12 protein-coding genes are annotated in these 20,556 nt (G+C 67.5%); 11 read left to right on the top strand and 1 reads right to left on the bottom strand.

What is annotated here, in order from left to right; genetic code table 11:
• Nucleotides 1-332 precede the first annotated feature (332 nt).
• The 9 genes from rpoB to tuf all read left to right on the top strand — a co-directional run bounded on the left by rpoB (nt 333) and on the right by tuf (nt 14,840).
• Nucleotides 333-3,830, top strand: a complete 3,498-nt coding sequence (gene rpoB / locus KVY00_RS05000) for a DNA-directed RNA polymerase subunit beta (RefSeq protein WP_223044607.1) — start codon at nt 333-335, stop codon at nt 3,828-3,830.
• A gap of 43 nt (nt 3,831-3,873) precedes the next feature.
• Nucleotides 3,874-7,770: a DNA-directed RNA polymerase subunit beta' gene (locus KVY00_RS04995; protein WP_223044606.1), complete on the top strand. Its 3,897-nt coding sequence runs from the start codon at nt 3,874-3,876 to the stop codon at nt 7,768-7,770.
• Between the two features lie 174 nt (nt 7,771-7,944).
• Nucleotides 7,945-9,009, top strand: coding sequence for a hypothetical protein (locus KVY00_RS04990; RefSeq protein ID WP_223044605.1), 1,065 nt, complete (start codon nt 7,945-7,947; stop codon nt 9,007-9,009).
• The gene (locus KVY00_RS04985) at nt 9,006-9,488 is read left to right on the top strand and encodes a hypothetical protein (protein ID WP_223044604.1); all 483 of its coding nucleotides are present in this window, start codon (nt 9,006-9,008) and stop codon (nt 9,486-9,488) included. Before KVY00_RS04990 ends, KVY00_RS04985 begins: the two co-directional genes overlap by 4 nt.
• A 2-nt stretch (nt 9,489-9,490) precedes the next feature.
• The gene (locus KVY00_RS04980) at nt 9,491-10,126 is read left to right on the top strand and encodes a spermidine/putrescine ABC transporter substrate-binding protein (protein WP_223044603.1); all 636 of its coding nucleotides are present in this window, start codon (nt 9,491-9,493) and stop codon (nt 10,124-10,126) included.
• 276 nt (nt 10,127-10,402) lie between these two features.
• Nucleotides 10,403-10,774 carry a 30S ribosomal protein S12 gene (rpsL, locus tag KVY00_RS04975; RefSeq protein WP_017885335.1) on the top strand — a complete coding sequence of 124 codons (372 nt, stop codon included), beginning with the start codon at nt 10,403-10,405 and terminating at the stop codon, nt 10,772-10,774.
• Nucleotides 10,774-11,244: a 30S ribosomal protein S7 gene (gene rpsG / locus KVY00_RS04970; protein WP_223044602.1), complete on the top strand. Its 471-nt coding sequence runs from the start codon at nt 10,774-10,776 to the stop codon at nt 11,242-11,244. Before rpsL ends, rpsG begins: the two co-directional genes overlap by 1 nt.
• Nucleotides 11,245-11,360: 116 nt before the next feature.
• Nucleotides 11,361-13,481, top strand: coding sequence for an elongation factor G (gene fusA / locus KVY00_RS04965; protein WP_223044601.1), 2,121 nt, complete (start codon nt 11,361-11,363; stop codon nt 13,479-13,481).
• Between the two features lie 165 nt (nt 13,482-13,646).
• Entirely contained in the window at nt 13,647-14,840 is a 1,194-nt protein-coding gene (gene tuf / locus KVY00_RS04960; protein WP_223044600.1) for an elongation factor Tu, read from the top strand.
• Nucleotides 14,841-15,041: 201 nt separating this feature from the next.
• Here tuf and KVY00_RS04955 read toward each other — a convergent pair whose 3' ends face one another.
• On the bottom strand, nt 15,042-17,279 hold the full coding sequence (locus KVY00_RS04955; protein WP_223044599.1) for a M1 family metallopeptidase: 2,238 nt from the start codon (nt 17,277-17,279) through the stop codon (nt 15,042-15,044).
• A gap of 273 nt (nt 17,280-17,552) precedes the next feature.
• Here KVY00_RS04955 and KVY00_RS04950 point away from each other — a divergent pair, with 273 nt between their 5' ends.
• Nucleotides 17,553-19,352: a polysaccharide biosynthesis protein gene (locus KVY00_RS04950; RefSeq protein ID WP_223044598.1), complete on the top strand. Its 1,800-nt coding sequence runs from the start codon at nt 17,553-17,555 to the stop codon at nt 19,350-19,352.
• Nucleotides 19,349-20,446 (top strand): MraY family glycosyltransferase, encoded by a 1,098-nt coding sequence (locus KVY00_RS04945; RefSeq protein ID WP_223044597.1) that lies wholly within the window; start codon nt 19,349-19,351, stop codon nt 20,444-20,446. Before KVY00_RS04950 ends, KVY00_RS04945 begins: the two co-directional genes overlap by 4 nt.
• Nucleotides 20,447-20,556: the final 110 nt, after the last annotated feature.

Here is a 20,556-nt window from a genome sequence, read left to right as displayed (position 1 = left end):
CGCTCGGCGAGGTGCAAAAGCGTCGATCGGTGCTTTGCGGATCAGGGGTGCTTGCCGCGGTCGATCGGCCCGGCGCCGATTTGCGTCCGGCGCGGCGAGCAATATGCTGGGAGGGACCTGGACTCCGCGAGGAGAGTTCCGCGAATGCAGTGGACAGACGGTAACAATGGTGTTACAGTCGATAGTTGCACTACGGACACCAGTGTGCCTTCATATATCGGTAGGCCCCGGGAGCTGGCGCGAAAGCGCAGATGAGCCTCGCTCGCGTGATCCGATGCATCTCTCGCAAGACCAGGTCAACCGGCCCGACGGGGCCCACGGAGGTAGTTTCCTTGGCTGCTGCGCGCAACGCATCGTCAACCACCCAACCGAAGAACGGTCGCAACCACTCGCGACTCTCCTTCGCCAAGATTTCCGACACGCTGTCGGTGCCCAACCTGCTGGCACTGCAGCTCGAGAGCTTCGACTGGCTCGTCGGCAACGACGCGTGGAAGGAGCGCGTCAAAGAGGCACAGGCCGAGGGGCGCGATGACATCGCGCTGAAGAGCGGCCTCGAGGAGATCTTCGACGAGATCTCCCCGATCGAGGACAACGCGGGCACCATGCAGCTCTCGTTCGAGAACCCGATCCTCGACGAGCAGAAGTTCACCATCGAGGAGTGCAAGGAGCGCGGTAAGACCTACGCCGCTCCGCTCTACGTCGAGGCGGCGTTCTACAACACCGAGACCCAGGTGCTGAAGAGCCAGACGGTCTACATGGGCGATTTCCCCATCATGACCGACAAGGGCACCTTCATCATCAACGGCACCGAGCGCGTCATCGTCTCGCAGCTCGTGCGCAGCCCCGGCGTGTACTTCGAGCGCGCACAGGAGAAGACCAGCGATAAGGACGTCTTCACCGCCCGCGTGATCCCGAGCCGCGGCGCGTGGCTCGAGTTCGAGGTCGACAAGCGCGACCAGGTCGGCGTGCGCATCGACCGCAAGCGCAAGCAGTCGGTCACCGTGTTCCTCAAGGCACTCGGCATGACCAGCGAGGAGATCCTCGAGGAGTTCGCCGGCTACGAGTCGATCGCGCTCACCCTCGAGAAGGACGGCATCCTCACCCAGGAGGAGGCGCTCAAGGACATCTACCGCAAGCAGCGTCCGGGCGAGCAGGTGGCCATCGAGGCCGCCAAGGCCCTGCTCGACAACAGCTACTTCAACCCGAAGCGCTACGACCTCGCCAAGGTCGGCCGGTACAAGATCAATCGGAAGCTCGGCGTCGACGCCCCCATCACCGACTCGGTGCTGTCGCTCGAGGACATCGTCGCGACCATCAAGTACCTCGTCGGCCTCCACGCGGGCACCGAGACGCTCCCCGGCGTGCGCGACGGCAAGGATATCGACGTCCGCCTCGACACCGACGACATCGACCACTTCGGCAACCGCCGCATCCGCGCCGTGGGCGAGCTCATCCAGAACCAGGTGCGCACCGGCCTCAGCCGTATGGAGCGCGTGGTGCGCGAGCGCATGACCACGCAGGACATCGAGGCGATCACCCCGAACACCCTGATCAACACCCGCCCCGTGCTGGCGGCGATCAAGGAGTTCTTCGGCACCTCGCAGCTGTCGCAGTTCATGGATCAGAACAACCCGCTCGCGGGCCTGACCAACAAGCGCCGTCTCTCGGCGCTCGGCCCGGGCGGCCTGAGCCGCGACCGCGCCGGCGTCGAGGTGCGAGACGTGCACCCCTCGCACTACGGCCGCATGTGCCCGATCGAGACCCCTGAGGGCCCGAACATCGGCCTGATCGGCGCGCTCGCGACCTTCGCTCGCATCAACGCCTTCGGCTTCATCGAGACCCCCTACCGCCGCATCGTCGACGGCAAGGTCACCGACCAGGTCGACTACCTGACCGCGCACGAGGAGGACGAGTACCTCATCGCCCAGGCCGGCGCCCCGCTCACCGAGGACGGCCGCTTCGCCGAGCAGCAGGTGCTCGCGCGCCCCCGCGGCTCCGAGGTCGTGCTGGTCGACTCCGATCGCGTGCAGTACATGGACGTCTCGCCCCGCCAGATGGTGTCCGTGGCCACGTCCCTCATCCCGTTCCTCGAGCACGACGACGCGAACCGCGCCCTCATGGGTGCGAACATGCAGCGTCAGGCCGTGCCGCTCGTGCGCAGCGAGTCGCCCGTGGTCGGCACCGGTATGGAGGGCTACGCGGCGATCGACGCGGGTGACGTGATCACCGCCCAGAAGTCCGGCGTCATCGAGGAGGTGTCGGCCGACTTCGTGACCGTGCAGCACGACGACGGCGGGTCGAAGACCTACTTCATGCGCAAGTTCGACCGCTCGAACCAGGGCACGAACTACAACCACCGCGTCATCGTGAAGGCCGGCGAGCGCATCGAGGCCGGCGAGGTCATCGCAGACGGCCCCGCCACGGAGAACGGCGAGCTCGCGCTCGGCCGCAACCTGCTCGTCGCGTTCATGTCGTGGGAGGGCCACAACTTCGAGGACGCGATCATCCTCAGCCAGAACCTGGTGAAGGACGACACCCTCTCCTCGATCCACATCGAGGAGTACGACATCGACGCCCGCGACACCAAGCTCGGCAAGGAGGAGATCACCCGCGATCTCCCCAACGCCAGCATGGAGGCGCTGAAGGATCTCGACGAGCGCGGCATCATCCGCATCGGCGCCGAGGTCAAGCAGGGCGACATCCTCGTCGGCAAGGTCACGCCGAAGGGCGAGACCGAGCTGAGCGCCGAGGAGCGCCTGCTCCGCGCGATCTTCAACGAGAAGAGCCGCGAGGTGCGCGACACCTCGCTCAAGGTGCCGCACGGCGTCTCGGGCACGGTCACCGCGGTCAAGGTGTTCGACGCCGAGAACGATAACGACGACGAGCTCGGCTCGGGCGTCAACCAGCGCGTGGTCGTCTACATCGCCCAGAAGCGCAAGATCACCGAGGGCGACAAGCTCGCCGGCCGTCACGGCAACAAGGGCGTCATCTCGAAGATCCTGCCCGTCGAGGACATGCCGTTCCTCGCCGACGGCACCCCGGTCGACGTGATCCTGAACCCGCTCGGCATCCCGGGCCGAATGAACTTCGGCCAGGTGCTCGAGATCCACCTCGGGTGGATCGCGAAGCAGGGCTGGAAGGTCGAGGGCAACCCGGAGTGGGCTGCGAAGCTCTCGAAGGAGGCCCTCGAGGCGGCGCCGAACACCAAGGTCGCGACCCCGGTGTTCGACGGTGCGACCGAGGCCGAGATCGCCGGTCTACTTGACTCGACGCTCGTGACGCGAGACGGCGAGCGGCTCATCGACTCCAGCGGCAAGACCCGCCTGTTCGACGGCCGCTCGGGCGAGCCCTACCCGTACCCGATCTCGGTCGGCTACATGTACATCCTGAAGCTGCACCACCTCGTCGATGACAAGATCCACGCGCGCTCGACGGGCCCCTACTCGATGATCACCCAGCAGCCGCTCGGCGGTAAGGCCCAGTTCGGCGGCCAGCGCTTCGGTGAGATGGAGGTGTGGGCGCTCGAGGCCTACGGCGCCGCATACGCGCTGCAGGAGCTGCTCACGGTCAAGTCCGACGACATCCTCGGCCGCGTCAAGGTGTACGAGGCGATCGTCCGCGGCGAGAACATCCCCGAGCCGGGTGTGCCCGAGTCGTTCCGAGTGCTGATGAAGGAGATGCAGTCGCTCTGCCTGAACGTCGAGGTGCTGGGCGCGGACGGCAACGCCGTCAACCTGCGCGACAACGATGACGAGGCCCACCGCACCGCGGAGGAGCTCGGAATCAATCTGTCCAGCCGCTTCGAGACCTCGTCCGTCGACGAGATCTAAGCCGCACCAGACGTAGATTTTTCAGATTCTCAAGGAGAATATTTTGCTCGAGGGTACAGATTTCAACGAGCTGCAGATCCGTCTGGCCACGGCCGACGACATCCGCAGCTGGTCGTTCGGCGAGGTCAAGAAGCCGGAGACCATCAACTACCGCACGCTGAAGCCGGAGAAGGACGGTCTGTTCGGCGAACAGATCTTCGGACCGAGCCGCGACTGGGAGTGCGCGTGCGGCAAGTACAAGCGCGTCCGCTACAAGGGCATCGTCTGCGAGCGCTGCGGCGTCGAAGTGACGAAGTCGAGCGTGCGCCGCGAGCGCATGGGCCACATCGAACTGGCCGCGCCCGTCACGCACATCTGGTACTTCAAGGGTGTGCCGTCCCGTCTGGGCTACCTGCTCGACATGGCGCCGAAGGATCTCGAGAAGGTCATCTACTTCGCTGCGTACATGATCATCGACATCGATGACGAGGGCCGCCGCGAGGACATGGCGGAGCTGGAGGCCGAGCTGCGTCTCGAGCTGAAGGCGCTCGAGGATCAGCGCGACATCGCGATCGCGCAGCGCCAGCAGCAGGCCGAGTCGGATCTCGCCGCGCTCGAGGCCGAAGGGGCGAAGGCGGATCAGCGCCGTCGCGCCGAGGCCTCGGCCGAGAAGGAGATGGCGGCGATCCGCAAGGGCTTCGACGACGACATCGCTCGGCTGCAGCGCGTGTGGGAGGACTTCCGCAACCTCAAGGTGGGCGACCTCAAGCCCGAGGACGCGGTGTTCGCCGACCTCATGGATCGCTACGGCGACTACTTCGAGGCCTACATGGGCGCCGAGGCGATCAAGAAGCGCCTCGAGTCCTTCGATCTCGAGGCCGAGGCCGAGACGCTGCACCTGCAGATCGCCGAGGGCAAGGGCCAGAAGAAGATCCGCGCGATCAAGCGCCTGAAGGTCGTCAGCGCCTTCCTGCAGACGGGTGCGAGCCCGGCCGCGATGGTGCTCGACGTCGTGCCGGTGATCCCGCCCGAGCTCCGCCCGATGGTGCAGCTCGACGGCGGCCGCTTCGCGACCTCCGATCTCAACGACCTCTACCGTCGCGTGATCAACCGCAACAACCGTCTGCGCCGCCTGCTCGATCTCGGCGCCCCCGAGATCATCGTCAACAACGAGAAGCGCATGCTGCAGGAGGCCGTCGACGCGCTGTTCGACAACGGCCGCCGCGGTCGCCCCGTGACCGGCACGGGCAACCGCGCCCTGAAGTCGCTGAGCGACATGCTCAAGGGCAAGCAGGGCCGGTTCCGCCAGAACCTGCTCGGCAAGCGCGTCGACTACTCGGGCCGTTCGGTCATCGTGGTCGGCCCGCAGCTCAAGCTGCACCAGTGCGGTCTGCCCAAGCAGATGGCGCTCGAGCTGTTCAAGCCGTTCGTGATCAAGCGTCTCATGGATCTGTCGCACGCGCAGAACGTGAAGGCCGCGAAGCGCATGGTGGAGCGCTCCCGCTCCGAGGTGTGGGACGTGCTCGAGGAGATCATCCGCGAGCGCCCCGTGCTGCTCAACCGCGCGCCGACGCTGCACCGCCTCGGCATCCAGGCGTTCGAGCCGCAGCTCGTCGAGGGCAAGGCCATCCAGCTGCACCCGCTCGTCTGCGCGGCCTTCAACGCCGACTTCGACGGCGACCAGATGGCTGTGCACCTGCCGCTGTCGGTCGAGGCCCAGGCCGAGGCCCGCGTGCTGATGCTCGCCTCGAACAATATCCTGAAGCCGTCGGACGGCCGCCCGGTGACCCTGCCCTCGCAGGACATGATCATCGGCCTGCACCACCTCACCACGGTCAAGAAGGACGCCGCCGGCACCGGCCGCGCGTTCGGCTCGATCGCCGAGGCGATCCTGGCGATGGACGAGGGCACCCTCGACCTGGGTTCGAAGGTCAAGCTGCGTCTCACCGGCTACACCGACGCGAACGGCGTCACCTCCGAGAAGCCCGTGCTGGTCGAGACCACTCTCGGCCGCGCGATCTTCAACGAGGCGCTGCCGGCCGACTACCCCTACTTCGAGCGCGTGGCCGACAAGGGCAGCCTCTCGGGCCTGGTCAACGACCTCGCCGAGCGCTACCCGAAGGTGGAGGTCGCGGCGACCCTCGACCGCATCAAGGACGCGGGCTTCTACTGGGCATCGCGCTCGGGTGTGACGGTGTCGCTCTCCGACGTCGTGACCCCGGCGAACAAGGGCGAGATCATCGCCGAGCACGAGAAGCGCGCGGCCAAGGTGCAGCGCGACTACGATCGCGGCATGATCAGCGACGGCGACCGCCGCAAGGCGCTCACCGACATCTGGACGGAGGCGACCGACGAGGTGGCCGCCGCGATGCGCGAGTCCTTCCCCGAGGACAACACCATCTTCCGCATGGTGTCGTCGGGCGCCCGCGGTAACTGGCTGCAGATCCGCAATATCGCGGGTATGCGAGGCCTGGTGTCGAACCCGAAGGGTGAGATCATCCCGCGTCCGATCATCAACTCGTACCGCGAGGGCCTCTCGGTGGCGGAGTACTTCATCGCGACCCACGGCGCCCGTAAGGGCCTCGCCGATACCGCTCTGCGCACCGCCGACTCGGGTTACCTGACCCGTCGTCTGGTCGATGTGTCGCAGGACGTCATCATCCGCGAGGAGGACTGCGGCACCAGGCGCGGACTCGACCTCCCGATCGCCGCGGCCGACGCGAACGGCGTGCTCGTGCGCGATGAGAACGTCGAGAACTCGGTCTACGCCCGCACCCTCGCCACCGACGCGGTGTCGCCCGACGGCACCGTCGTGGCGAGCGCCGGCGACGACGTGGGCGACGTGCTCATCGACAAGCTGGTGGAGGCCGGCGTGACCGAGATCAAGGTGCGCTCCGTGCTCACCTGCGCCTCGGCCGTGGGCGTCTGCGCCACCTGCTACGGCCGCTCGCTCGCGACCGGTCAGCGCGTCGACATCGGCGAGGCGGTCGGCATCATCGCCGCCCAGTCGATCGGCGAGCCCGGTACTCAGCTGACGATGCGTACGTTCCACACGGGTGGTTCGGCCTCGGCCGACGACATCACCCAGGGTCTGCCTCGCGTGCAGGAGCTGTTCGAGGCGCGCACCCCGAAGGGCGCGTCGCCGATCGCCGAGGCCGCTGGCCGCATCACGATCGAGGACACCGAGAAGAGCCGCCGCATCCTCCTCACGCCGGACGACGGCACCGAGGAGAAGCAGTACCCCGTGCTGAAGCGCGCCACGCTGCTCGTCGAGGACGGCGACCACGTCGAGCTCGGCCAGCCGTTCCTGGCGGGCACGCTGGATCCGAAGGACATCCTGCAGGTGGGCTCCACCACCGAGGACGGCAAGCACATCCCGGGCGAGCGCGCGGTACAGAAGTACCTCGTCGAGGGCGTGCAGGGCGTCTACCGCTCGCAGGGCGTGCCGATCCACGACAAGCACATCGAGGTGATCGTGCGCCAGATGCTGCGCAAGGTGACCGTGGTGGATCACGGAGAGACCGAGCTGCTCCCGGGCGAGCTCGTCGACCGTTCGCGCTACCAGCGCATCAACCGCGAGGCGCTGCTCGAGGGCAAGCGCGCCGCGACCGCGCGCCCCGAGGTCATGGGTATCACCAAGGCCTCGCTCGCGACCGAGTCGTGGCTCTCGGCGGCCTCCTTCCAGGAGACCACCCGAGTGCTCACGCAGGCGGCGATGGAGGGATCGAAGGATCCGCTCATCGGCCTCAAGGAGAATGTCATCATCGGTAAGCTCATCCCGGCCGGTACCGGCCTGAGCACCTACCGCGACGTCGAGGTCGAGGCGACCGAGGAGGCGAAGGCGGAGCGCTACCCGAACCGCCTGTTCGCGACCGAGGGCACCTTCGACGAGAACGACCTCTCGTTCGTGGACTTCGACAGCTTCACCGCTGACGAGTTCAACCCGGGCAACTACTCCTAACGGGGAGCGGCCCGGGCCGTGGAAAGGGCGCTCGTACTTCGGTGCGGGCGCCCTTTTTCGCGTGTTCTGCGCGCGGGCTCCCCGGAATGTCGGCGGCTGCTTGTAGTGTGACGGCCAGAGTATGTGCTCGGTGGTGACTCGGCGACCGAGCGCCCCACGACGAGAGGTGCAGCGATGAGCGACGACCGCGAGACCCCCGCATCGAGAGCCGCAGAGGCCCCCGAGACGTCGGCGAATCCGGGGGCGCCGGTGGAGGAGGCCGAGGCAAGCCAGACCGACGTGCTCGCCGCGGTGCAGCGATCGCGGAGCACGAGCTCCGATTCCGACGCGGGGTCGGAGCGCGAGGTCGTCGCGGCCGAGGAGATCGTGGTGGTGGACGCGGAGGAGGCATCGCCCGCCGACGAGGCCGAAGCCGAGCGCGCCCGCCGTGAGGCCGCCTCCGAGGTCGACACGCAGCTCGATCTCGAGACGCTGGGAGTCGGGCGTCCTGCCGAGCCCGCGGAGAGCGAGGTGGCTTCGCTGCCGGCGCTCGACGACCTTCCGTCGGCCTCCGCCGAGGCGCCCCTCCCGCCGGCTCGGGACGGCGAGATCCGCATCAGCGCCGACCACCCGATGGCGGCCCTCTACATGCAGACGCCCATGCCCCCCGACATCCGCGGCAATCGCGGCGCCGGCCTGCTCATCTCCGTGCTCGCCACCGTCGGGTTCGCGCTCGTGTACGCGGGGGTGTACGCCCTGGTGCTCGCGCCCTCGCTCGCTCCGTCGCAGTTCGTCGACGGTCTGACGGAGCAGCTGCTGAGGTGGAGCACCGCCGCCGCGGTGGCGGCCTTCTTCGTGAGTCTCTCGGTGCTCGTGCTGATCGTCGGCCGCGCAGGGTGGTGGGCCTATGTGCTGGGCGGGTTCCTCGTCGCGGGCGCGGTCTGGGTCGTGACGACCATCGGCGTCATGACCGATGTGAGCGGGTTCGGCGCGCTGTTCCACCTGCCCCCGCTGGTGATCGCCGAGCGTTTCGGCTTGACGGTGCCCGCGGTCGTGGCAGCGCTCGTCGCGCGGGAAGTCACGATCTGGTTCGGTGCGTGGATCGGCGGCCGCGGACGTCGCATGAAGCAGAAGAACGCGGAGGCGCTCGCCGAGTACGAGGCCGCGCTCGCCGAGTCCCAGGAGAAGCACTCGGCCTCCGACCAGCCCTTCGGCGCCTCGGTGGCCGGCCCGGCCGGTAAGCGGGCGACTCAGTCGTGACCGAAAGCCCCCGACGCGGTGTGACGCGCGGCTACGTCGCCGGCCTGGCTCTGGCCGGCGTGATCGTGGCCGCAGCGCTGCTCATCGCGACCTGGGGGATGCTCTCTCTCGCCATGCAGCGCGATCCGATTTCGAGCGACGGGGTGCCCCGGTGGGCAGCCCCGGTCCTGCTGTTCCTCGGTCTGGCACTGCTCGCCGCCGCGCTGTGGCAGCAGGCGATCGTGCTGCTGCGCGGCCGCCGCGGCCCCGCCTGGGGCACCGTCATCGCGGTCGCGGGCGGCGTGTACCTGCTCTGGTGCCTCGGCGGGATGCTGGCCGGCCTCTCGGTCGACGAGACCTGGGTGAGCCCGTTCGCGGCGGCGCTGCCCGTGATCTGGGCCGCGGCTTCGCTGCTGTTCTGGAGCGTGCTCGCGCGCCGGGTCTACACCGACCGCCCCGCCCCGAAGTGGCCGTGGGAGCGCGCGGGGGAGGACGAGTGATCGTGGCGGGCGCCATCGACGAGAGAGTGAACGCCGCCGTGGACGCCTGGCTGCGGTGGGTGCCGAGCTGGTCGCCGGGCACGCACCGCGGGAGATCCCGCCTCTGCCGGAGGTGCACCGGATCCCCGATCCTCGCAGCCGCCGGCCTCACGAACGATGTGCCGCACCAGGTCACCCACGCGCTCGTCTCGCGCATGCAGCGCATCATCGACAAGCGGGTGGACGAGTTCACGGCGGCCGAACTCCCCGCGCTGCACGAGGAGCTGACGGGGGAGGAGCTGTGGCGAGCGGGCGGCTACGATCCCGCGGAGGGGCTCGCCCCCGAGTACGAGGGGTTGGATCCGGATCCCGAGCCCGACGACAGCGAGCAGCCCTTCCTCTTCACGCTCGCCGGGCTCGCGGAGGAGAGCAAGCCCGAGCCGCCGCTCCCGAGGCCGCCCCTGAGCCATGAGGAGAAGCAGCGGCTGCGCCGGGAGATCGAGCTCGCCGACGCGCACGCCGAGGAGATCGGGCGGGAGGTCTGCTTCGCGCTCGTGGCGCACCGGGGGCGGATCGAGGCCGCGATCCAGCGCTTCGTCGAACCGCAGATCAGGGCGATGCTCGACGAACTGTCCCAGCACCTCGAGCCGCCGCAGTAGCCCGGCTCTTGCCAAGCCGCTCCACAGGGCGTAAAGTTAACCCTTGGTGCCCTCCACCGATGGTTTCGTCATGCATGTGACGGGGTGAGCGGGGGAGTGCTCACCGTCGGGTCCCTCGCTCAGCAGAGCTGACACCCCCACGGCATAGCTGCACTCGGTCGCCGCCGACGCGCTCGCGCGTCGTCTTCGACAGCAGCTCAGCGGCCGCGCAAGCGATCGCACATGCTTGACCATGAAAGCATTCCTGTCACCGTGCAGGACGAATGAGGAGAATCAGTGCCTACTATTCAGCAGCTGGTTCGCAAGGGCCGTACGCCGAAGGTCTCCAAGACCAAGGCGCCCGCCCTGAAGGCGAACCCGCAGCAGGCCGGGGTCTGCACCCGCGTCTACACCACCACCCCGAAGAAGCCAAACTCGGCGATGCGCAAGGTCGCTCGTGTGAAGCTCCGCAACGGGACCGAGGTCACCGCCTACATTCCGGGTGAGGGCCACAACCTGCAGGAGCACTCGCTGGTGCTCGTGCGCGGTGGTCGTGTCAAGGACCTCCCCGGTGTCCGTTACAAGATCGTGCGCGGCGCGCTCGACACGCAGGCGGTCAAGGATCGCCAGCAGGCTCGCAGCCGCTACGGTGCGAAGAAGGTGAAGTAATGCCCCGTAAAGGTCCCGCTCCCAAGCGCCCCGTCGTCGCCGATCCCGTTTACGGTGCCCCCATCGTCAGCCAGCTCGTCAACAAGATCCTGCTGGACGGCAAGAAGGGTCTCGCCGAGCGCATCGTCTACGGTGCACTCGAGAACGTCGCCGAGAAGTCCGGTCAGGACGCGGTGACGGTGCTCAAGAAGGCGCTCGACAACGTGCGTCCCACGCTCGAGGTCCGCTCGCGTCGCGTCGGCGGCAGCACCTACCAGGTGCCCGTCGAGGTGAAGCCGCACCGCGCGAACACGCTCGCACTGCGCTGGCTCACCAGCTACGCGAAGGCTCGTCGTGAGAACTCGATGACCGATCGCCTCACCAACGAGATCCTCGATGCTTCCAACGGCCTCGGCGCCGCCGTGAAGCGCCGCGAGGACACTCACAAGATGGCCGAGTCGAACCGCGCGTTCGCTCACTACCGCTGGTAGTCATCTGCGCTTCGAGCTTGTCGGGGTGGCGGATCCCGTCATCCCGACAAGCTCGATGAAGGACCGGCAATCCCGGCCCGCATAATCTTTTCACCCCCTATTCGGAGGAGACCCCTGTGGCACAAGACGTGCTCACCGACCTGAGCAAGGTCCGCAACATCGGCATCATGGCGCACATCGATGCCGGCAAGACCACTACGACCGAGCGCATCCTGTTCTACACGGGTGTCAACCACAAGCTGGGTGAGACCCACGACGGCGCTTCGACGACCGACTGGATGGAGCAGGAGAAGGAGCGCGGCATCACCATCACCAGTGCCGCGGTGACCTGCTTCTGGAACAAGAACCAGATCAACATCATCGACACCCCGGGCCACGTCGACTTCACCGTCGAGGTGGAGCGCTCGCTGCGCGTGCTCGACGGCGCCGTCGCCGTGTTCGACGGCAAGGAGGGTGTGGAGCCCCAGTCCGAGACCGTGTGGCGTCAGGCCGACAAGTACGGCGTTCCCCGCATCTGCTTCGTCAACAAGATGGACAAGATGGGCGCCGACTTCTACTTCACGGTCGACACCATCATCAGCCGCCTCGGCGCCAAGCCGCTCGTGATGCAGCTGCCCATCGGCTCGGAGAGCGACTTCATCGGCGTCGTCGACCTGCTGTCGATGCAGGCCTTCGTCTGGGAGGGCGACGCCAAGGGCGACGTATCCCTGGGCGCCGCCTACGAGACCCGCGAGATCCCCGCCGAGCTCCAGGCCAAGGCCGAGGAGTACCGCGCGCAGCTCGTCGAGACCGTCGCCGAGAGCGACGACGAGCTGCTCGAGAAGTTCTTCGGCGGCGAAGAGCTCACGATCGACGAGCTCAAGGCCGGCATCCGCAAGATGGTCGTGAACAACGAGATCTACCCCGTGTACTGCGGCTCGGCGTTCAAGAACCGCGGCATCCAGCCGATGCTCGACGCGGTCGTCGACTTCCTGCCGAACCCGCTCGATATCGGCGCGATCCAGGCGCACGATCCCCGCGACGAGTCGGTCGTCATCGAGCGCAAGCCGTCGGCCGACGAGCCGTTCTCGGCGCTCGCGTTCAAGATCGCCGTGCACCCCTTCTTCGGCCGCCTCACCTACGTGCGCGTGTACTCGGGCAAGGTCGAGTCGGGCGCCCAGGTCGTGAACTCGACCAAGGGCAAGAAGGAGCGCATCGGAAAGATCTTCCAGATGCACGCCAACAAGGAGAACCCGGTCGACGAGCTCACCGCCGGCAACATCTACGCGGTGATCGGTCTCAAGGACACCACCACGGGCGACACGCTCTGCGACCCGAACAACCAGGTCGTGCTCGAGTCGATGACCTTCCCCGAGCCTGTGATCGAGGTGGCCATCGAGCCGAAGACCAAGGGCGACCAGGAGAAGCTCGGCGTCGCGATCCAGAAGCTCGCCGAAGAGGATCCCACGTTCCGCGTGAGCCTCAACGCCGAGACCGGCCAGACCGTCATCGCCGGTATGGGCGAGCTGCACCTCGACATCCTCGTCGATCGCATGAAGCGCGAGTTCAAGGTCGAGGCGAACGTGGGCAAGCCCCAGGTGGCCTACCGCGAGACGATCCGCCGCGAGGTGCCGAAGTACGACTACACCCACAAGAAGCAGACCGGTGGATCCGGTCAGTTCGCGAAGGTGCAGATCTCGCTGGCGCCGCTCGAGACCGAAGAGGGCAGCGACAAGACGTACGAGTTCGAGGACAAGGTGACCGGCGGTCGCGTTCCTCGCGAGTACATCCCGTCGGTCGACGCCGGCATCCAGGACGCCATGCAGTACGGCATCCTCGCCGGGTTCCCCGTGGTCAACGTCAAGGCTCAGCTGCTCGACGGCCAGTACCACGACGTCGACTCCTCGGAGATGGCGTTCAAGATCGCGGGTTCGATGGCCTTCAAGGAGGCCGCGCGCCTCGCTCAGCCCGTCATCCTCGAGCCGCTCATGGCGGTCGAGGTGCGTACTCCCGAGGAGTACATGGGCGACGTGATCGGCGACCTGAACTCCCGTCGCGGGCAGATCCAGTCCATGGAGGATGCGAGCGGCGTCAAGGTCGTGCGCGCCCTCGTGCCGCTTTCCGAGATGTTCGGGTACATCGGCGACCTGCGGTCGAAGACCAGCGGTCGTGCGGTGTTCTCGATGACCTTCGACTCCTACGCTGAGGTGCCGAAGGCCGTGGCCGATGAGATCGTTCAGAAGGCTAAGGGCGAGTAATCCCGCCCGCTGTTCGGCGGCGGACTTCGGCTCCGCCGCCGAACACATCGCTCAGGTCGCGATCGCAGGCTTGAGCTTGTAACATAGGTACACACACCCCGTGCTCGCGTGCCCTCGAAACCGTCGAGGGAAAGTGAGTGCAACGATGTCCTGAGGAGGACCATAGTGGCGAAGGCCAAGTTCGAGCGGACCAAGCCGCACGTAAACATCGGAACGATCGGTCACGTCGACCACGGTAAGACCACTCTTACCGCGGCGATCTCGAAGACCCTCGCTGACAAGTTCCCGTCTGACGTCAACGTGCAGCGCGACTTCGATACGATCGACTCGGCTCCCGAGGAGCGCCAGCGCGGCATCACCATCAACATCTCGCACGTCGAGTACGAGACCGACAAGCGCCACTACGCTCACGTTGATGCCCCCGGTCACGCTGACTACATCAAGAACATGATCACCGGCGCCGCTCAGATGGACGGCGCGATCCTCGTGGTCGCGGCGACCGACGGTCTCATGGCTCAGTCGAAGGAGCACATCCTGCTCGCCAAGCAGGTCGGCGTTCCCTACCTGCTCGTCGCGCTGAACAAGTGCGACCAGGTCGACGACGAGGAGATCCTCGAGCTCGTCGAGATGGAGGTCCGCGAGGAGCTCACCAAGAACGGCTTCGACGGCGACAACGCTCCCGTCGTGCGCGTCTCGGGCTACCAGGCGCTCCAGGGCGAGGAGAAGTGGGTCAACTCGATCCTCGAGCTCATGGAGGCCGTCGACAGCAGCATCCCCGATCCCGTGCGTGACAAGGACAAGCCGTTCCTCATGCCCGTCGAGGACGTCTTCACCATCACCGGCCGCGGCACCGTGGTCACCGGCCGCGCCGAGCGCGGTACGCTGAAGATCAACTCCGAGGTCGAGATCGTGGGTCTGCGTCCGACGCAGAAGACCACCGTCACCGGCATCGAGATGTTCCACAAGCAGCTCGACGAGGCCTGGGCCGGCGAGAACTGTGGCCTCCTCCTCCGCGGCACCAAGCGCGAAGAGGTCGAGCGCGGTCAGGTCGTGGTCGCTCCCGGTTCGATCACCCCGCACACCAAGTTCGAGGGCACCGCCTACATCCTGAAGAAGGAAGAGGGCGGCCGCCACAACCCGTTCGAGACGAACTACCGTCCGCAGTTCTACTTCCGTACGACTGACGTGACCGGTGTCATCACCCTGCCCGAGGACAAGCCGATGGTCATGCCCGGCGACACCACCGACATGTCGGTCGAGCTGATCCAGCCGATCGCTATGGAGGAGGGCCTCGGCTTCGCGATCCGTGAGGGTGGCCGCACCGTCGGCGCCGGCACGGTGACCAAGGTCGTCGAGTAAGTCTCAGACTGACTGATCGGATCCCGATCCGCACCGAGAACCCCCGTTCCCCGAGCTTGTCGAGGGGAGCGGGGGTTCTTCGCGTCTGCGGAACCCCCGGGGTGCGTCGTTCACACCGCATCCCGGGTTCGTGACCGGCGCCGGGAATGCGACAGGGCGGGAGCCGGAGCCCCGCCCTGTCGTGTTCTCCGAGGAATTCGTCTACTCGACCGAGGTCCCGGCGTCCTCCGCTGCCCGGCGGCGGAGCAGCAGGATCGTTCCTGCGACGAGCAGTAGCGCGCCGGTTCCGACCGCCCACGGCGCGATGTCTGCGCTCGCGCCAGTGGTGGGAAGCGCGTCGTTCCCGGACGTACGCGGGGGAGTGCCGCCGTCGGCATCGCCGCTCGCACCGGCACCGTCCGAGCCTGCGCCGTCGGGGTCGCCGGTGCCGTCGGGACCGCCTGTGCTGTCGGGGTCGCCGGTGCCGTCGGGGTCGCCTGTGCCGTCGGGATCGCCTGCGCCGTCGGGACTGCCGGTGCTGTCCTGGTCCGGGGCCGTGGTGTGGCCGACGGCGCAGGTACCGCAGAATGCGCCCAGCGAACCCGAGGCGGTCGCGTCGAGGGCGGCGCTGTAGGCGCGATCCTGCACCCGCACGGCGAACGACGCGGTCGTGGACTCGGTGCCGGTGATCTCGGGCACTTCCCAGGTGAGCGTTGCGCCGTCGAGCGACAGAGCGGGATCGAGGGCCGCGTCATCGAGCTGCGCATCGTCGAGGACCTCGGAGAGGTCGACCGTCGCGGTCCCCGCGAGTGGGACCTGTCCGGTGTTCTTCGCCGTCAGCGTGTATACGATCTCGCCGCCGGGCACCACCTCGCCGCCCGCGGGATCTGCGGCGAGGTCGAGAGTCCACGTCGACGGCCAGGCGGGCTTGTCGCGCTCGTAGAGCCAGTCCTGGAAGAACGCCGCGAGATCCTTCCCCGACTTCTCCTCAGCAAGCGCGATGAAGTCAGCGGTCGACTTGCTCTGCCCGCTGTTCGACTGGGCCCAGGTCGAGAGGAGGTCGAAGAAGACCTCGTCGCCGATGACCTGGCGCAGCGCCTCGTAGGTCATCGCCCCACGCGTGTACGACTGCCACCCGAAGAGCTCGACCTGATCCGTCATGGCCGCTGGCGCGACCTTCCACCTGTCGTGCGCCGCGTCCGTGTCGTCCCAGATTGCGAAGTAGGTCTCAGCGGTGGTCTTGCCCGGCTCCGCGCCGAGCCCGATCTCCTGATCGAACATCGCCGACGAGTAGGTGGCCTGCCCCTCGCTCATCCAGATGTTGTTCCAGTCGTCGGGGGTGACGGCCGCGCCGAACCACTGGTGGGCGATCTCGTGCACGAGCGTGCTGAGCCCGGGGACTCCGGGGAAGTACGAGCGGTCCTGCGTCTCGAGCGCGTAGCCCACGTTCGACTCGTGCACGATGATGCCGGTGCTGTTGCCGGGGTACGGGCCGTACTTGGACTCCAGGAAACGGTGGATCTCCTGCATCCGGCCGAGACGGTCGATCGTCGTGCTCTTCTGCTCCGGCGTGAGCGAGGCGTCGATGAACGACCACTCGGGGATCTCGCGACCGTCGCTCAGCGTGATCGTGCTCTGGTGCAGATCGTAGTTGCCGATCCCCACCATCGCGGACATCGTCGCCTGCTGCTTCTGCTGCTGCCAGTGCCAGGTCGTGGTGCCGTCGCCGTTGTCGACGGATCCGACGAGCTCCCCATTGCTCACAGCCGAAGCCGGGAGTTCGTTCATCGTCGTGGGGACGGTGATCTGCGTATTGAAGGTGGCCTTGTCCGCCGGCGTGTTGTTGCTCGGCAGCCAGGTCATGGTGCCCACCGGCTGACCGAGCGCGATCACGCCGTTCGGGGTGGCGACCCAGCCCTCGCTCGAACCGTCGTTGTCGATGTGCATGCTGGGAACGCCCGAGTACTGCACGACCGTGGTGAACTCGCCCTGCACCGGGGCGGCCGGGGTGATCACGAGCTTGTACGACTCGGACGGCTTGTCGACCGCGGGCCGTGTGAATGTCGCGGGCTCGCCGTTCACGGTCACGGAGTCGACGGTCATCCCCTCGAAATCGAGGGAGAACGACCTGAGCGCTTCGGGTGCGGTGGCGGTGATCCCGGCCGTCGCGTCGAGGTCTCCCGCGGGTCGATCCTCGGTGGCCGTGTGCGTGTAATCGAGGTCCACGTCGTAGTGGAGCACATCGTAGCCGCCGTTGCCGATGCCGGTGAAGAGCGAGTCGCCGTAGCTCGACGAGCCGTCGATCGGGGTCGCATGCGCAGCGGTCGCGCCGATGAGCGGTAACGCGGCGGCGAGCAGCGAAGCCGCCGCGACGCGGGCGCCTCGGCGTTCGGAGCGCCGCGGGCGCCGGAGCGGCGGAGGCTCGGGCGTCGAAGGGCGGGCGGCGGATCTGACAGTCATAGCGGGTGCACCTCTGTTCCTTTGCGTCATTGCAGGGGAGCGGGCGCAGCGAGCGGCGCCCACGCCCGGGGCCATCGCCGAAGGCGATGGGATCCAATCTATAGAGGTCTCCGCGCGGGCCGTGCGATGCATGTTCGATGGGGGTCCATACCCGGGCTTGAGCGGTGGTGCTCGGGACGGCGCGGTGCGGCTCGCGGCCAGGAGCTGAGCGGTATCCTCGAAGTGTCCCGAGGCTCAGCCTCTGATCGGTCCAGCAGAGCGAATGGAGAACGAGTGCCGCAGACCCCAGGCGAGCGCGTCGCCCACTTTACCCGCCAGTACGGGCTGCTCTTCCTGCTCGACGCCGCTTCCTGGGCGATCGGGATCCTCGCCGCTCTCGTACTGCGCTTCGACTTCAACCTCAACCGCATCCACTGGGGCTGGACCCTCGCGGTGATCGGCATCACCGTGGTGCTGCAGCTGCTCGGCGGGTGGATCTTCTGGCTGTACCGCAATCGATACGAGGTCGGCAGCTTCGACGAGGTGCGGGCGCTGGTGCTGAACATCACCGCCGTGATGATCGTCGCCTGGGTGTTCGCCTTCCTCGTCGGATACGGCAATGGGATCCCGCGCAGCACGATGATCATCGCCGCCCCGATCACCTTCAGTCTCATGGGGGTGTCGCGATATGTGCTGCGCCTCTACAACGAGCGGCAGCTGAAGCCGGGCGCCGAGGCGGAACGGGCGCTGCTGTACGGCGCGGGATATCTGGGCGTGCAGACCGCGAAGCGTCTGCTCACCGACTCCAAGGGGTCGGTGCTGCCGGTCGGATTCATCGACGACGATCCTGAGAAGCGGCACCAGGAGGTCAGGGGAGTGCGGGTGCTCGGCGGCTTCGAGGATCTCGCCGAGGCCGCGCGGCAGACCCGCGCGACCCGGCTGATCGTGTGCATCGGCGATGCCGACGCGGCGATGATGCGGCGCGTCGATCAGGCCGCGGACGAGGCGGGGATCACCGCCATGGTGCTGCCGCCGCTCGAGCAGATCCTGCAGAACGCCTCTGCGATCTCCAACGTGCGCGAGCTGTCGATCGAGGATCTCATCGGCCGTCACCCCGTGCGGCTCGAGACGGAATCGATCGCCGAGTACCTGCAGGATCGTCGCGTGCTGGTCACGGGCGCAGGCGGGTCGATCGGATCCGAGCTGTGCCGCCAGCTCGCGCGCTTCGCCCCGAGCGAGCTGATCATGCTCGACCGCGACGAGACCGCGCTGCAGGAGACGCAGCTGTCGATCAGCGGCCACGGGCTCCTCGACACCAACGACGTGGTGCTCGCCGACATCCGCGACGAGGCCGCTCTGCAGCGCATCTTCACCGCCCGTCGGCCCGAGGTCGTGTTCCACGCGGCCGCGCTCAAGCACCTGCCCATGCTCGAGCAGTATCCCGACGAGGCGTGGAAGACCAACGTGCTCGGCACGCTGAACGTGCTGCGCGCGGCGCAGGCGGCGCACGTCGGAACGTTCGTCAACATCTCGACCGATAAGGCAGCGAACCCCACCAGCGTGCTCGGCCACTCGAAGCGCGTCGCCGAGAAGCTCACAGCGTGGATGGCGCAGCAGACGGGCCAGCGGTACCTCTCGGTCCGCTTCGGCAACGTGATCGGCAGCCGGGGCTCCATGCTGCCGACCTTCCGCAAGCTCATCGAGGCGGGCGGACCCCTCACGGTGACACACCCCGAGGTGACGCGGTTCTTCATGACGATCCCGGAAGCGTGTCAGCTGGTCGTGCAGGCCGGCGGCATCGGGCGGCCGGGCGAGGTGCTGATCCTCGACATGGGGGATCCCGTGCGCATCATCGACGTCGCGCGGCGCATGATCGCGCAATCGGGCAAGGACATCGAGATCGTGTTCACCGGGCTGCGGCACGGGGAGAAGCTGCACGAGGAGCTGGTGGGCGTCGGCGAGGGCGACGAACGTCCCTTCCATCCGAAGATCTCGCACGCCCACGTCGACACGATCTCGCCGGAGGTGCTCGACCATGAGGGGTGGGTCGCCCGTCTCGACCTGACCGAGGCGGCCGAGGAGCGCGTGCAGTGATCGGGATCGGAGGCGCGTTCGTCATCGGCGCCGTCACGCTCGTGCTCAGCCTGCTGCTGCCCTTCGCAGTGAGGCCCTGGCTGTTCAAACTCGGCATCATGGACGTTCCCAATGAGCGCTCCTCGCACGAGAAGCCGGTGCTGCGCGGTCTGGGGCTCGCGGTGCTCATCGCGATGGCGGTCGGCGGCGGTGCCGGTGCGCTGCTGCCGCCACTTCTCGGCGAGTCCTATGTCTCGAGCACCCTGATCACCGTGGTGCTCGGTTCGCTCGCGGCCGGCCTGCTCGGCCTCGCCGAGGATCTGCGGGGCCTGAGCGTGCGGATCCGCAGCCTCTGCCTGCTGCTCATCGCCTGCTGCGTCTCCACCTCGATGCTGTGGCAGCCGCAGCTCTTCTCCGAGGCATCCGGCCTGGCGAGCCCGGTGATCCTGCAGTGGGTGTCGGGCTGGCCGACCCAGAGCCCACTGCCGCTGTGGGGCCTCATCCTGCTGGCGGTCTATGCGATCCTGTTCATCTCCAGCTACATCAACGTGGCCAACTTCATGGACGGGCTGAACGGGATCAGCGGCTTCCACGGGGTCATCGCCGGCCTCGCGTTCGGTGCCGCCGGATATCTCACGGGCCACGGCTGGCTGCTGCTCGCCGGCCTCGTGCTGGCCGCCGGATTCGGCGGGTTCCTGCCGTGGAACCTCACCAGGCCCGGCGCATTCCTCGGCGATGTCGGCAGCTATCTGCTCGGGGGAGCGGTTGCGATCACGAGCTTCGCCGCGCTCGTCTCGGGCGTGCCGTTCCTCGCCACGATCGGCCCCATGGTCATCTACTTCGGCGACGTGGGGGTCACGCTCGTGAAACGGGTGCGCGCCGGCCACAAGTGGGACGAACCGCACAAGGAGCACGCCTACCAGCGCATCCAGCAGCTCGGCTACACGCATGTGCAGGCCTCGCTCATCACGGCCGGATGCACCGCGCTGGCGTCGCTGCTCGGCCTGGCGTCGCTGTTCACGGGTCTCTGGGGCACGCTGGCACTGCTCGTGGGCGGTCTCGCGGTGGTGGTCTTCTACACCCTCCTTCCCCGTCTGCTCCCGCGCCGGGCATAGACGCGACGAGAGTTCACGGGGCCCGCTTCTCGGGCGGTGAGGGGATTGGAGTTCTGCGCGCCTCGGGGCCGCGCGGCGCGACGGAGGAGCGACGCGCGAGGGGTCCCCGT

The sequence above is a fragment of the Leucobacter tenebrionis genome, from assembly GCF_019884725.1.
Lineage (GTDB): Bacteria > Actinomycetota > Actinomycetes > Actinomycetales > Microbacteriaceae > Leucobacter > Leucobacter tenebrionis.
The sequence above is the reverse complement of the archived record's forward strand: the minus strand, read 5'-3'. Positions and strand labels throughout refer to the sequence as shown.